Source organism: Acrocarpospora macrocephala, assembly GCF_009687865.1.
In the GTDB taxonomy this organism is placed as follows: domain Bacteria; phylum Actinomycetota; class Actinomycetes; order Streptosporangiales; family Streptosporangiaceae; genus Acrocarpospora; species Acrocarpospora macrocephala.
Genome location: NZ_BLAE01000005.1, coordinates 218,302 through 231,832 on the forward strand (window position 1 = coordinate 218,302; position 13,531 = coordinate 231,832).

Annotated in this window: 16 protein-coding genes; 7 read left to right on the forward strand and 9 right to left on the reverse strand. The window is 70.6% G+C overall.

Going from position 1 to position 13,531, the window contains the following annotated elements; translation table 11 throughout:
• The 3 genes from Amac_RS03975 to Amac_RS03985 are packed head-to-tail and all read left to right on the forward strand — an operon-like array spanning position 1 to position 4,138.
• Positions 1-2,484 carry an ATP-binding cassette domain-containing protein gene (locus Amac_RS03975; RefSeq protein ID WP_155352921.1) on the forward strand — a complete coding sequence of 828 codons (2,484 nt, stop codon included), beginning with the start codon at positions 1-3 and terminating at the stop codon, positions 2,482-2,484.
• Positions 2,485-2,486: 2 nt separating this feature from the next.
• Positions 2,487-3,479, forward strand: coding sequence for an ABC transporter permease (locus Amac_RS03980; protein ID WP_155352922.1), 993 nt, complete (start codon positions 2,487-2,489; stop codon positions 3,477-3,479).
• Between the two features lie 41 nt (positions 3,480-3,520).
• Positions 3,521-4,138, forward strand: a complete 618-nt coding sequence (locus Amac_RS03985) for a TetR/AcrR family transcriptional regulator (protein WP_170322304.1) — start codon at positions 3,521-3,523, stop codon at positions 4,136-4,138.
• Here Amac_RS03985 and Amac_RS03990 read toward each other — a convergent pair.
• Genes Amac_RS03990 through Amac_RS04010 form a run of 5 tightly spaced genes read right to left on the reverse strand, consistent with a single transcriptional unit; the run spans position 4,128 to position 7,910 of the window.
• Positions 4,128-4,580, reverse strand: coding sequence for a nuclear transport factor 2 family protein (locus tag Amac_RS03990; protein WP_155352924.1), 453 nt, complete (start codon positions 4,578-4,580; stop codon positions 4,128-4,130). The two genes, Amac_RS03985 and Amac_RS03990, sit on opposite strands and share 11 nt — an antisense overlap.
• Complete coding sequence (locus Amac_RS03995; RefSeq protein ID WP_155352925.1) at positions 4,573-5,568, reverse strand: LLM class flavin-dependent oxidoreductase; 996 nt, start codon at positions 5,566-5,568, stop codon at positions 4,573-4,575. Before Amac_RS03995 ends, Amac_RS03990 begins: the two co-directional genes overlap by 8 nt.
• Complete coding sequence (locus Amac_RS04000; RefSeq protein WP_155352926.1) at positions 5,565-6,755, reverse strand: thiolase family protein; 1,191 nt, start codon at positions 6,753-6,755, stop codon at positions 5,565-5,567. The genes Amac_RS03995 and Amac_RS04000 overlap by 4 nt, the downstream gene beginning before the upstream one ends.
• The gene (locus Amac_RS04005) at positions 6,745-7,503 is read right to left on the reverse strand and encodes an SDR family NAD(P)-dependent oxidoreductase (protein WP_170322305.1); all 759 of its coding nucleotides are present in this window, start codon (positions 7,501-7,503) and stop codon (positions 6,745-6,747) included. The genes Amac_RS04000 and Amac_RS04005 overlap by 11 nt, the downstream gene beginning before the upstream one ends.
• Complete coding sequence (locus tag Amac_RS04010; RefSeq protein ID WP_170322306.1) at positions 7,503-7,910, reverse strand: nuclear transport factor 2 family protein; 408 nt, start codon at positions 7,908-7,910, stop codon at positions 7,503-7,505. Before Amac_RS04010 ends, Amac_RS04005 begins: the two co-directional genes overlap by 1 nt.
• A 91-nt stretch (positions 7,911-8,001) precedes the next feature.
• Here Amac_RS04010 and Amac_RS04015 point away from each other — a divergent pair, with 91 nt between their 5' ends.
• Complete coding sequence (locus Amac_RS04015) at positions 8,002-8,760, forward strand: SDR family NAD(P)-dependent oxidoreductase (RefSeq protein WP_155352929.1); 759 nt, start codon at positions 8,002-8,004, stop codon at positions 8,758-8,760.
• A 217-nt stretch (positions 8,761-8,977) separates the two neighbouring features.
• Positions 8,978-9,838 (forward strand): NAD(P)-dependent oxidoreductase, encoded by an 861-nt coding sequence (locus Amac_RS04020; RefSeq protein ID WP_246268067.1) that lies wholly within the window; start codon positions 8,978-8,980, stop codon positions 9,836-9,838.
• Positions 9,839-9,927: 89 nt separating this feature from the next.
• Here the strand turns inward: Amac_RS04020 and Amac_RS57160 are convergent, their stop codons facing one another.
• Together Amac_RS57160 and Amac_RS04030 are read right to left on the reverse strand one after the other, a co-directional pair.
• Positions 9,928-10,056 (reverse strand): hypothetical protein, encoded by a 129-nt coding sequence (locus tag Amac_RS57160; RefSeq protein WP_281356243.1) that lies wholly within the window; start codon positions 10,054-10,056, stop codon positions 9,928-9,930.
• Positions 10,057-10,165: 109 nt separating this feature from the next.
• A complete protein-coding gene (locus tag Amac_RS04030; protein WP_155352930.1) occupies positions 10,166-10,558 on the reverse strand; it encodes a winged helix-turn-helix transcriptional regulator in 393 nt (130 codons plus the stop codon).
• A 100-nt stretch (positions 10,559-10,658) separates the two neighbouring features.
• Between Amac_RS04030 and Amac_RS04035 the strand changes: the two genes are divergently transcribed.
• The gene (locus Amac_RS04035) at positions 10,659-11,555 is read left to right on the forward strand and encodes a zinc-binding dehydrogenase (RefSeq protein ID WP_155352931.1); all 897 of its coding nucleotides are present in this window, start codon (positions 10,659-10,661) and stop codon (positions 11,553-11,555) included.
• Positions 11,556-11,647: 92 nt separating this feature from the next.
• Here the strand turns inward: Amac_RS04035 and Amac_RS04040 are convergent, their stop codons facing one another.
• Entirely contained in the window at positions 11,648-12,394 is a 747-nt protein-coding gene (locus tag Amac_RS04040) for a hypothetical protein (RefSeq protein ID WP_155352932.1), read from the reverse strand.
• Between the two features lies 1 nt (position 12,395).
• Complete coding sequence (locus Amac_RS04045) at positions 12,396-12,575, reverse strand: hypothetical protein (protein WP_155352933.1); 180 nt, start codon at positions 12,573-12,575, stop codon at positions 12,396-12,398.
• A 256-nt stretch (positions 12,576-12,831) separates the two neighbouring features.
• On the opposite strand from Amac_RS04045, the gene Amac_RS04050 reads away from it, so the two are divergent.
• A complete protein-coding gene (locus tag Amac_RS04050; RefSeq protein ID WP_218040867.1) occupies positions 12,832-13,530 on the forward strand; it encodes an SDR family oxidoreductase in 699 nt (232 codons plus the stop codon).
• Position 13,531 lies beyond the last annotated feature (1 nt).

Consider the following 13,531-nt stretch of genomic DNA (forward strand, 5'->3'; position numbering starts at 1 on the left):
ATGGCAACCACAGCCCTTCAGGTCAGCGCGGTCACCAAGACGTTTCCCGGCGTCACGGCGCTGGACGAGGTCGCGCTGGAGGTCGGGGCCGGCGAGGTGCACGGGGTCGTCGGCGAGAACGGCGCGGGCAAGTCGACGCTGATGGCCGTGATCTCCGGAGCGCTGGTTCCCGACCGCGGCACGGTCGAGGTCGCGGGCCGGGCGATGGACGGCGGGCCGGACCTGGCGCGCGCGCTCGGCGTGGCCATCGTGCGGCAGGAACCCGCGCTGCTCCCCGACCTGACCGTCGCCGAGAACCTGTACCTCAAGGTCCCACCGGCGCATCGCCCCCAGCCGGGGGCGATGTCGCGGTGGGCCGAGGGGTGCCTGCGGGAGTGGGACCAGGAGACCCGGATCCGTCCGGACGCCCGGGTGTCCCAGCTGGTGGCCGAGGAGCGGTTCATCGTCGAGATCTCGGCCGCGCTGTCCTCGCGTCCGAAGGTGCTCATCCTGGACGAGCCGACCGAGCACCTCGGTGAACGGGACGTGGAGCGCCTCTTCGGCAAGGTCCGGGCGCTGGCGCGGCAGGGCTGCGCGGTGATCTACATCAGTCACCGGATCCGCGAGGTGCGAGCGGTCGCCGGCGTCATCACCGTGCTCCGGGACGGACGGGTCCGCGGGACGTATCCCGTCGGCGCGCTGTCCGAGTCCGACATCGTCGCCCTGATCATCGGCAGGACTCTGGACGCGACCTTCCCCGCCAAGCCCGCCCCGGCCGCGCTCCAGGCGCCCCCGCGGCTCGAACTGGCCGACTTCCGGGGCGCCGGGTTCCAGGGGGTCAACCTCCGGGTCGGCCCTGGCGAGGTGGTCGGGCTGGCCGGGATCGAGGGGAACGGCCAGCGGGAGACGCTGCGCGCGCTCGCCGGGCTCGGCGGCTCCCGGGGCGAGGTCCGCGTCGACGGGACCGCCGTCCGGGTGCACCGCCCCCAGTCGGCCAGGAAGCACGGGTTCGCGTTCCTTCCCGGCGACCGCCATCGGGAAGGCGTGCTCGGCGAGCTCAGCGTCGCCGAGAACATCGTCTTCCGGAACCTCGGCTCCGCGTCCCGGTGGGGCGTGGTCAGCGCCCGGCGGAGTCGCGAGCTGGTCGCCGCGACCCTGGACGGGCTCGCGGTCAAGGCGGCGAGCGCGTCGGCGCCGATCGCGAGCCTGTCCGGTGGCAACCAGCAGAAGGCCGTGCTGGGGAGCATCCTCGCCACCGACCCTCGCGTCCTGCTCATCGACGAGCCCACCCAGGGCGTGGATGTCGGGTCCAAGGTCGAGATCTACTCCTACCTCAGGAGGCTCGCGGCCGGCACCGGCACGGCGATCCTCGTGGTCTCCTCCGACGCGCTCGAGCTCGCCGGGCTCTGCGACCGGGTCCTGGTGTTCTCCAGAGGAGCCGTCGTGGCGGAGGTGTCGGGTCCGGAGCTGACCGAGGAGACGATCACCGCCGCGGCCCTGACGGCCTCGACCGGCCGGCGGCAGGCCGCGAGAGGCGGCGCCGGTCGGCTGCTGTCCTGGCTGGCGGGCGACTCCGCGCCGGCGATCCTCATCGCCGCCGCGATGGTCGCGCTCGGTGTGTACGTGGCGACCCGGAACCCGATGTACCTCTCGACTTTCAACATCTCGTCCCTGCTCGCCCTCGTGGTGCCGCTGATGTTCGTGGCGATGGCGCAGACGACGGTGATGATGGTCGGCGCGATCGACCTCTCGGTAGGCCCTCTCATGGGGTTCCTCGTGGTCGTCGGCTCCTTCTTTCTCACCGCTGAGGACGCCCAGGGCCGTCAGGCGCTCGGCTGGATCCTGATCGTCGTGGTGGCGATCGCGGTCAGCGCGCTCAACTGGGCGTTGGTGGACGCGCTCAAGCTCCCCCCGCTCGTCGCCACCCTCGCGACCTTCTTCGCGCTCCAGTCCGGATCGCTGCTCCTGCGCCCCCAGCCCGGTGGTGTCATCGACACCCGGATCGTCACCGGCCTGGGAGCCCAGATCGGCGTCGTCCCCGTGGCCTTCCTGGTCGCCGTGGCCGGCGCGGTCGCGCTCCAGTTCGCGCTGCGCAGATCATGGGCGGGGCTCGCCCTTCGCGCGGTGGGATCCGACGAGAGGCGCGCGGGCCTGGCGGGTGCTCGCGCGGCGGCGGTCCGGCTGGCCGCGTTCGCCGGCTGCGGGCTGCTGACCGCGGCCGCCGCCGTGTGCCTGATCGCCCAGGTCGGTTCCGGGGATCCCGCGGCGGGGACGACGTACACGCTGACCAGCATCAGCGCGGCGGCGATCGGTGGCGCCAGCATCTTCGGCGGGCGCGGCTCGTTCCTCGGGGCCGTCCTGGGCGCGCTCCTGGTCCAGCAGATCCTCGGCGCGATCCCTTTCCTGTCCCTCAGTACGGCGTGGGAGTCCTACCTCGTCGGTGCGCTGACGCTGGTCGCGGTGGCCACGTTCTCGAAGTCACGCCAGATGAGCGAGGTCGCCTAGCAATGGACCAGACCACCATGCTCGGCACGCCCCGCGCGACCGGCGGGAACGCGCCGCTGTCCGGCTGGGAGTACCGCAGTATCTGGGCCGCGGCGGCGGGTGTCTTCGTGCTCAGCGCGCTGGTCGCGCCGCGGTCGCTGTCCGCGTCCTCGGTGCTCTCCCTGCTGAGCTTCTCGGCCGTCCTCATCGTCGTCTCTGTCGGGCAGACGCTGGTCGTCCAGCAGCGCGGCATCGACCTGTCCGTGCCGGGCGCCGTGACGTTGTGCGCGATGGTTCCGCCGCTGCTGATCTCGAAAACCGGGGTCCCCCTCGCGGTGGCGCTGGTGGCCACGCTGCTGATCGGCGGCTGCGTCGGTCTCCTCAACGGCCTGCTGGTGACCAAGGCCGGGATCACGCCGCTGATCACGACGCTGGCCGTGAACTCGCTCCTGCTCGGCGCCCTGCTGACCTACAGCGGCGGCCTCCCTTCGGTGGCCGCGCCGCCGGCGCTCGTCTCCTTCGCGACGCACCAGGTCCTCGGCGTCCCGCTGGTGTTCTGGGTCGCCGTGGGCTTCGTCGCCGTCGTGGCCTTCGGCGCCGGCCGTACGGTCCTCGGCCGGCGATTCGTGGCGGCCGGGGTGAACCCGGCCGCGGCGAAGTCGGCGGGCGTGCCGGTGGACCGGTACGTCATCGGCGCGTACGTGTTCGGTTCGATGAGCGCCGCCCTCGCCGCGATCCTGCTGCTCGGGTACCTGGAGTCCGCCTCGGTGCGGATCGGCAACGACTACCTCTTCGCCTCGATCTCCGCCGTGGTGCTGGGCGGCACGTCGCTGGCGGGCGGCAAGGGCAGCGTCGTGGCCAGCGGCGTCGCGGCCGTGTTCCTCACCCAGTTGACGCAGTTGCTGCTGACGGCGGGCGCGCCGACGTCCATCCAGCTGCTCGCTCAGGCGGTGGCGATCGGGCTGGCCGTCTGCCTGCGCACGCTCGCGGGGGCGGGCGCCCGGCGTACAGGATAGAGTCAAACTAACGTTTGGAAGGTCTGAGCGAGGAGATTCGGGTGCGACCGGCAAGCAAGGCGAGCACTGCCAAGAAGTCGTTGGACGGCGGTCGGGCGCGCGACCGGGAGGTCATCGAGGCCGCCGTCAACCTGTTCTGGGAGAAGGGCTACTCCGCCACCTCAGTGCAGGATGTGGCCGACGCCCTGGGCATGCTCAAAGGCAGCCTCTACTACTACATCGACTCGAAGGGCGACCTGCTCAAGAAGATCTTCGAGGACTCGCACGCCGAGGTGCGCGCGATCGCCGAGGCGGCCGTCGCCCTCGAGCTGCCGTCCATCGAACGCCTGCAGGTCTTCATCGAGCGGTATGCCGACTGGTCCCTGCTCCACCTGCGCAGGGCCAGCCTGTACGCCCGGGAGTGGCGCCACGCCGACCCCGAGCTGCGGAAGCTCATGCTCGCCCAGCGCCAGTACTACGACCAGGTCGTCATGACCCTGATCGAAGGGGCGAAGAACGAGGGCGCCGCGGACCGGGAGCTGGACACGAAGCTCGCCACGTTCTTCATCCTGTCGGCCGTCGCCGCGCTGCCCGACTGGTACCGGCCCTCGACCGCCAAGAACGCGCAGTCGGTCGCGCGCGGCTACGCGGAACTGGCGCTGCGCATCGTCACCGCCTGACGCGCTCATCGATCCGGAAGTGGAACTCGATCTCGTTCAGGTGGTCCACCTGGATGGTCTTCTCGGCGAACCGCCACTGCCCGGCCCGCCGGATGAACCTGTCGAAGTACTGCCCGCCCACGACGATCCGGTACGGCAGCCCCGGAGGGCGCTGAAGCACCGTGAAGTAGCAGCGGGACGTGGCCTCGTCGCCGGTCAGGGTGATCACCTGGTTGGTGAGGAGATGCCGGGTCATCGGACTGCCCTTCTTGTAGGTGATGACCTGGTCGGCGTAGAACGCCTCGATCTGGGCCTGGCCGCGGAGTTCGTCGCCGCGTACGCCGGCCATCACCGGACGGAGCACGGCGTCGGACAGCAGCTCGCCGACGCCGGCGAAGTCGCCGTCGTCCAGCCGGAACGTGTACTCCGCCGTCAGGTGGCGGATCGCCTCGTAGTCAGACATCGGGTTCTCCTGTCGCGCCGGGTGCGAGGCTGTGGATGATCTGTTCGCAGCTCGCTACGAACGCGGCGCCGCCCACCTCCGCGCCCACGGTCTGGAACGCGATCTCGGTGACGCCCAGGTCGCCCAGCTCGCGTTCGAGCCGCCGGACGCGGCGGGCGGCGGTCGCCGGCGTGCCGGAGACGGTGAGCTCGTCCACGACGCTGTCGGGGATCAGCTCGCCCAGCCGGGCCCACGAGCCGCCGACCGCCTTGAAGCCGCGCTGCACCTCCGCCGGGATGTGCTCCCAGCCGGTTCCCGCCGCCACGGTCCGGTAGCTCGGCGTCGAGAAGTAGAAGGCCAGCTGGGCCCTGGCCCGGGCCCGCGCGACCTCCTCGTCGGGGTCGATCGACGTGACGCACCAGGCGATCACCCTGGGCGGGCGTCCCGCGCGGGCGCTCGACCCCTTCGCCACCGCGGGCAGCAGCCGCTCGACCAGGTGCCGCCTGGCGATGGCCAGCGGGTGCAGGAGGACGCCGTCGAGGTGGGCCGCCACATGCCGGCCCATGACCGGGTTGAGCGCCGCGCCGAAGACGGGCGGTGGCCGGTCCGCCAGGTCCTCGTTCTGGCTCCACGCCGCACGAAGCGCCGCGGCGTACGCCACCAGCGCGGGCGCGGGCGGTTCGAAGTCCGCGCCGAACCATCGCCGTACGCCTCGCGTCCCGGGGCTCAGGCCGAGCGAGAACCGGCCGCCGGAGAGGCGCTGCACGTCCGCGGCCATCGCCGCCATCGCCAGGGGGACGCGCGCGAAGGCGTAGGCGATGCCGGTGCCGATCTCGATCGACTCGGTGCGCAGCGCCACCGCCAGGGCGCGCACCACCGCGTCGCGATGGGGATACTCCGTCGTCCAGACCCGCTGGAAGCCCGCCGCCTCGGCCTGCCTGGCCAGGTCGCCCAGGGGATCGAGCTCGGCGGTCGCGAACACCAGACCCCGCCTGAGCGGCCGCGTCATCCCCGCTCCAACGTGATGGCGAGCCCTTGACCCACACCGACGCACAGCGTGGCCACCCCGAGGCCGGACCCGGCCCGGGCCAGCTGGTGCGCCAGCGAACCGGCGAGCCGGGCGCCGGAGCAGCCGAGCGGGTGACCCATGGCGATCGCTCCGCCCAGGGGGTTCACGACCGCGGGGTCGAGCCCCTGCCACTCCCCCAGGCACGCGAGCGTCTGGGCGGCGAACGCCTCGTTCAGCTCCAGGACCGTCACGTCCCCGAGCGTCCGGCCCGCTCTGCCCAGTGCCCGCCGGACGGCTTCGACCGGGCCGATGCCGAACAGCTGGGGTTCGACCGCGTGCACGCCCGAGGCGGTGAGGCGCGCGAGAGGTTCGACGCCGAGGTCGGTGACCGCGTGCTCGTCCGCCAGGAGCAGCGCGGCCGCGCCGTCCGAGAGCTGGGAGGCGTTGCCCGCGGTCACCGTACCCGCGTCGCGGAAGGCGGGCCTGAGCCGCGCGAGGCTTTCGGCCGTGACGCCGTCGCGGATGCCCTCGTCCCGGTCCAGCGGGGCGTCCGGCACCTGGATCACCGAGCCGGCGTACCGGCCTTCCCGCCAGGCCAGGGCGGCGAGCCGGTGGCTTCGGGCGGCGTACTCGTCGCAGGCGTCCCTGGTGATGCCGTACTTCCCGGCCAGCTGTTCCGTGCTCTCACCGAGGCTGACCGTCCAGGCGTCCGGCATCCGGGGGTTGACCATGCGCCAGCCGAGCGTGGTCGAGAACAGGGTGGTGTCGGCGACGGGGAAGGCACGCTCGGGCTTGGGCACCACCCAGGGGGCCCTTGACATGGACTCCACGCCACCGGCGATGTAGAGGGAACCGTCGCCTGCCTTGATCGCGCGGGCGGCGGCGATCACCGCGTCGAGTCCCGAGGCGCACAGCCGGTTGGTCGTCGAACCGGGGACCGAGGTGGGGAGCCCGGCGAGCAGGGCGGCCATCCGGGCGACATTGCGGTTGTCCTCACCGGCCTGGTTCGCCGCCCCGAAGTACACCTCGTCGACCCGGGCCGGGTCGAGCCGGGGGTTGCGGTCCAGGAGCGACCTGATGGCCAGCGCCGCCAGGTCGTCGGGGCGGACCCGCGCCAGGGCTCCACCGGCCTTGCCGATGGGGGTCCGGACCGCGTCGACGACATAGACCTGCGGGCTACTGGGCAACGTAGCCGCCGTCCACGGGGAACGGCACGCCCGTGATGTAACTCGCGGCGTCGCTGGCCAGGAAGATGACCGCTTCGGCGATCTCGCGCGCGTCCGCGACCCGGCCCAGGGGAACCCGCGACGCGTACAGGTCGGCGACCTCGTCGGTGAACGCGGTGTCCTTCTGCATGAATCCGGCCAGCATGGGCGTACGCACGGGACCGGGGCAGACCGCGTTGACCCGGATGCCTTCGGGGGCGAGGTGAACCGCGAGCGCCTTGGCGAGACCGATGACCCCCGCCTTGGTGAGCGAGTAGAGCGGGGTCGTGTACGACGCCACCAGTCCCGCCGCGGAGGAGGTGAAGACGATGGAGCCACCGCGGCCGGACTTCCTGATCAGGGGCAGCAGCAGCTGGGTGAGGAAGAAGCCGCTCTTCAGGTTGACGTCCACGGAGCGCTGCCACTGCTCTTCGGTGATGTCCATGATCCCGTGCGGGTTCGGCATGCCGACGTTGTTGAACAGGATGTCGACGTGGTCGACGAGCGAGGAGATCTCCGCCACCACCCGCTTGAGCTCGCTCACCACTCCGCAGTCGGCCACATGAGCGCTCGCCTGGCCCCCGATCTCTGCCGCCACCGCCTCCGCGGCTGCCTTGTCCAGGTCGATGACCGCGACCCGGGCGCCCCGCTCGGCCAGTCCGAGCGCCGTCATCCGGCCGATGCCGGATCCACCCGCCGCGACGACGGCGACCTTGCCCTGCATGCTCATCAGCTCTCCCAGCGTTCGGGGCGGTCGATCGCGACCACCCGCTCCTTCAGGAGCCATTCGGCGCGGACCCGTTCGAACCTGTCCCGGTAGACCGCCGTGTAGCTCATCGAGACGCCCTCGGCCGTGGTCACCAGCAGTCCCGCCGAGCAGCGGCCCGCGAGTTCCGCCTCCAGGACCAGGTGGTGCCAGGTGATGTGGCGGGACGGCCCGGGCCGGGACGCGATCCAGGACTCGGCGAACTCACGCAGGGCCGACCGCCCTGTCACCTCGAGCGGACGGTTCGTCCGCAACACCCCGTCCGGGGTGAAACAGCGGGCCCACGCCTCCGCGTCCCCGTCGTCGATGGCATTGGCGTACCGCGCGTGAAGGTCCATCACCTCGTCGCGAAGCTGCCGGTTAGATTCCACCTTCCGACCATGGCCGAGCGGACGTGACGCGTAACGTCCCACTTTGAAACGGCTCGGAGCACTCCGGCGGCGGCTGCGTACGCTCCGATCCATGGAACACGTTCTCTCCGGCACCGTCGCGGTCGTCACCGGAGCCGGCGGCGGCATCGGCCGGGCGATCGCGCTCCGGCTCGCCGCGGACGGCGCGCTCGTCGTCGCCGCCGACCGGCGCGCGGAAGCGGCCGAACAGACCTGCGCGGCCGTCGTCGCCATGGGGGGCGCGGCCGAGTTCCAGACCGTGGACGTCACGCGGTCGGCCGCGATGGAGCACCTGCTCAGGACGACCGCGGAGCGCCATGGCTCGCTGGACATCCTGGTCAACAATGCCGGCATCTCGGGTGGTCCGACGCCGATCGCCCAGTTCGACGAGACGTTCTTCGACCGGCTCGTAGCGGTCAACCTCAAGGGGGTCTTCCTCGGGCTCCGGCACGGTCTCCCGATCATGATCAGCCAAGGCCGGGGCCGCGTCCTCAACATCGCTTCGGTGAGCGCGGTGCGCAATGTGCCGGGAATGGGGCCCTATGCCGCGACGAAGGCCGGGGTCATCGCCCTGACCAGGGCCGCCGCCACCGAGGCGGGCCCGCACGGGGTCAGGGTGAACGCCCTGCTCCCCGGTGCCACGGACACGCCGATGGTGAACCCACCGGGCCGGGAGAGCAACGGCGAGGAGACCTTCGTCAGCGGGATCCCCCTCGGCCGCCTCGCCACCGCCGCCGAACAGGCCGAGGTCGCCGCATTCCTGGTGTCCCCGCGGTGCACCTACATGAACGGCTCCTCCGTGCTCGTGGACGGCGGTATGGCGTTCGCCTGAGCATCCTTCGAGGCGTGCGGCTTCGGCGCGGTGGGGAAGGCTCGCCGGTAGTGGACGGGCCACCCCGACATGGTGCGTGAAATGGTGGCGCAGGTTGCCGGCGCTGCCGAGTCCGCTGAGTTCGCTGATCTTCTCGATCGGCAGGTCGGTCGCTTCGAGCAGTGCGTTCTGACCAGAGGAAGAGCAGGTGGCGACTGTGGGCACGGACCGTACAGCGGTGACAGTGATCGGGTTGGGTTTGATGGGCCGGGCTCTGGCGGGCGCCTTCGCGGCCGCCGGTCACCCGACGACGGTGTGGAACCGGACGCCCGGCAAGGCCGCTGAATTGATCGCGTCGGGCGTGCGTGAGGCCCGCACGGCCGCGGACGCCGTCAGCGCCGGTTCGCTGCTGATCGTGTGCGTACGCGACTACGACGCGGTTCGGGAGATCCTCGCTCCGGTGCGCGGGGCACTGTCAGGCCGGGTGCTGTTGAACCTCACGTCGGGAGCCTCCGACGAGGCGCGTGCGCTGGCCGGGTGGGCGGGCGAGCACGGCGCGGGCTATCTCGACGGGGCGATCATGATGACACCCCCTGGCATCGGGGCTCCCGACACGGTCATCCTGTACGGCGGATCGCCGGACCTGTTCGCCGAACACGAGCAGACCTTGCGGGTGCTGGGCGGCGGGACCACCCATCTGAGCGCCGACGCGGGCATCCCCTCGCTGTACGACGTGGCACTGCTCGGCATCATGTGGGGCACCTTCAACAGCTTCATGCACTCCCTGGCCCTGGTAGGCACCGAGAACGTCGCGGCCACGGAATTCCTGCCGTTCGCGACCAGCTGGCTGGGCGGCGTTGCGTCGTTCATGTCGACCTACGCGCAGCAGATCGACAAGGGCGAATACCTGGCCGCCGACGCCACCCTCGAAACCCAGCTCCCACCGATCGGCCACCTCGTCCACGAGAGCCACGCCCGAGGCGTCGACGCCACGATCCCCGAATACACCAAGGCACTCATCGAGAAGTCGATCGCCCAAGGACACGCGCTCGACAGCTACGCGCGCATCATCGAACACTTCAGACCGGCCGCCCGCTGACAAGATGGATCACGTCACTTCCTGGCCCGCGCTCGTCACCGAAGCGTCCGCCGCGCGTACGGGAAGTGTGTCGGCCATGAGGCCGGAGATCACCCGTTGCCCAGCGACAGTTCGTCCAGCGGCAGGGACCGCAGGAAGTCCTCGGCATCGAAGATCTCCCCGGCGGTGCCGACGCCGGTGGCCCGGCCGGCCAGGATCCGCTCGGCGGCCTCCACCACGATCGGCGCGGTGATGGCGTAGATGTCGCGGCCGCGCGCCGCCTACCGGCGGACGTTCCACGAACGGGCCGGCGCGGCGCGGATCGCCAGCTGACCGGGCCGACCAGGGTCAGGCGCTTTTCCGGTCGTACTCCTCGCGTGCCCTGTCCACCTCGGCCATGTGCTCCTCGGCCCACTCCTTGAGGTGGCGAATCGTGTCCAGGAGGGACAGGCCCAATGGCGTGAGCTCGTAGTCGACGCGGACGGGTACCGATGGAGTCACCGTGCGGGTCAGCAGGCCGTCTCGCTCGAGGCCCCGGACGGTCTGGGTCAGCATCTTCTGGCTCACCCCGGCGATCCGCGCGGAGAGCTCGGAATAGCGCATCCGGCCCTGCAGGCCCAGTGCCACGATCACTAGGCTCGCCCACTTGTTGCCGATCGTGTCGAGCAGCCGCCGGCTGGGGCAGAAGGCGTCGAACACATCGAACCGCATCGTCGGCCCGTCAGCAGTGGTCACGTCCATGGCTCACCTCTGGGTGCCTACACCACTTCAAAGTGTCTACTTCCTAAAAGAGAGTAGGTCACCGATGGTGGTGCAGTCCACCTATCGCAAGGAGATCCACATGACGCTCGCACTCGTGTCCAAGCCCGACTCCGCCGCGCTCACCCTCGAGGAGGTGACGCTGCCCCCGCTGGGACCCGGCGACCTGCGGGTCCGCGTCACGGCGGCATCGGTCGATCCCGTCGACACCCTCTTCGCCGGCGGACCGGCCCGGGTGATCTTCGGACTCACCGGCACGGTCGGCCTCGGCTTGTCCCTCACCGGCGTCGTCACCGAGACCGGGGCCGAGGTCACCGGCTTCTCGGTCGGCGACCCGGTCGCCGCCGTACATGGCGACTTCACGGCCCCGGTCCGCGCACACGCCGAGGAGACCGTCGTGCCGGGGGCGGCCGCCGCGCTGCTGCCGGGCGGCCTCGATCCGGTCGACGCGGCCTCCCTCCCGCTCAACGCCTCGACCGCGGCGCAGATGGTGGACCGGCTCGGCCCCGCCGACGGGCGGACCCTGCTGGTCACCGGCGCCGCCGGCGCCGTGGGCGGGTACGCCGTCGCGCTGGCCGCCCACGCGGGCTGGACCGTCACCGGACTGGCGCGCGAGTCCGACCGCGACTTCGTACGGAGAGCCGGGGCTCGTGAGCTCGTCACGCAGCTGCCGGGGCCGTCGTTCGACGCCGTCCTCGACGGCGCCGTCCTGCACGCGGCGGCCCTCGTCGCGGTCCGCGACGGCGGGACGTTCGTCGGCGTGGTCTCGGCGTCTCCCGCGACGTCCGAGCGGGGCATCGAGATCGGCATCGTGAACGTCGAGCCCGACGGCGCGCGGCTCGCCGAGCTGCTCGCCCTCGCCGCCTCCGGCGTTCTGGAGCTGCGGGTGGCCGGCCGGGTGCCGCTGGCCGAGGCCGCGACGGCGTACGACAAGGTCGCCGGCGGCGGCCAACGGGGGCGGTGGCTGCTGGTGCCGTGAGGGCGGCCCTGATGTGTCCCTGACCCGACTCGACGCGCGAACGCCCGCCCGGGCAAACCCGGGCGGGCACCAAAGCCCTGGAACAGATGGCCTTACCCTGAATTCGAAGTGGAAGGATCATCCTCGTTGCTCGCGCGTAGCTTTTCGTAGAGGCGCGATATGTAGCGCATGTAGTCTTCGTCGATGCCGACGGTGCGCACATAACCATCGAAGTAGATCGACTCGACGAGCCGGAGGTAACTCAGTTTTGTCATGGCGGCCAGCGCATCGGGGTTCGACGCGATGTACAGGTCCGCGGGCAGTTCTGTTGTCCCCTCCATCGCCTTATAGTCCATGTCCGGCTGGACATAGTCGATGGGCGCTTTCCGAGTGGCCAGGCCGCGCATCCGGGCGTATTCAGTGAACAGTCGTGCCTTCGCGCGTGATCGGGCTGACTCGGCGACGGGCGGTGCGATCTCGAACATCAGCATGAACGGGGATTTCAGGGTCTTCGCGTGGTCGTGCCAGGCGGTTTCCAGCATCTCCCAGCTGACGCTTCCGGTAGACGGCAGCGCACCCAGGTAGTCGATGAGAGCGTAGTTGCGATCGACGCTGGTGAGCAGATTCAGGAAGCCGACCACACGGTCGCCCTGCACCGCGAGATAGAGGGAGTAATCGATCGGCTGTGGGTCGCCTTCGCGCGAGAAGTCTGCAAGCCGCCGGTCGGCGGCATGGCCGAGGATAATCGTCGGCGACATTTGCTGATTCGCTGGTATGAGGCGACGGAAGAGCTCACAGAATTGGTCCGCATACTGTCGGGTGGCGCGATCTCCGTACCGCACGACGCGCTGCTCGTTCATCTCAGGGCAGGCCGATCAGCTGGGTCGCGCCCAGGAAGAACGCCTCGTGGTCGTCGCCCGGCATCGCGGTACGGGCGGACAGCCGGCGCGCCAGGCGCTCGACGGCCGCGTTGTGGTCGAAGTTCTTGGGCAGCCGGTTCTTGACGCGGACATACAGAACGAGGGCGTACAGCAGCCACACGTGCTCAGCCTCGCCGAGATCCGGCCTTGAACTTTTTCCTCATGTCGGTTCCTCCCTTCGTTCGCCGGGTCAGGCACCGGCGAAGCGGGCGGCGCCCAGGAAGAAGGCGGCCTGAGTTCGGGCAGCTTCACGATGTCGCTGCCATGACCTTGGGTCAAGCGCTGCTGGCCGGCCTGGCCTAGCCGCCCAGGTCGCCACGAAATTTCCTGCTATTATTCCATGACAATCTATTATCGATAATAGGGGAGGGAATGTGATGGATCGTAAGGTGGCGATCGTTACGGCGGCGAGCGCCGGGATCGGGAAGGCCATCGCGCAGGAGCTGGCGGCTGACCACGAGCTGGTGGTCATGTCGCGGTCGGATGCGATCTCGGACGTGGCACGCGAGCTTGGCGCCTGTGCCGTGCGCGGCGACGTCCGCTCGGGGGACGACCTTGACCGGCTCGTGACGACGGCGCTCGACCGCTACGGACGCGTCGATGCCGTGGCCATCAACACGGGACACCCGCCCAAGGGCAAGTTGCTCGATCTCACGGAAGACGATTGGCGCGCCGGCTACGACCTGGTGCTGAGCTCGGTGATGTCGCTGGTGAAGCTCGTCACTCCGGTCTTCGTCCGCCAGGGGACGGGGAGCGTGGTCGCGGTGGCCTCGTACGCGGCGCGCACCCCAGAGCCGACGATGCCGGTCTCATCCGTCTTCCGGTCGGCGCTGCAAGCGTGGATCAAGCTCTACGCGACCGAGTACGGGCCTGCGGGGGTGCGCGCGAACACCATTCTGCCGGGGTACATCGCCACCCACCCGCAGGACCCGGCTCGCGTGGCGACGATCCCGGCCGGGCGTTACGGGCATCCGGCGGAGATCGGGAAGCTGGCGGCCTTCCTGCTGTCGGACGGCGCCGGATTCGTGTCCGGACAGGCGATCCTCGCCGACGGCGGGATGGTCACCGCAATCTGAA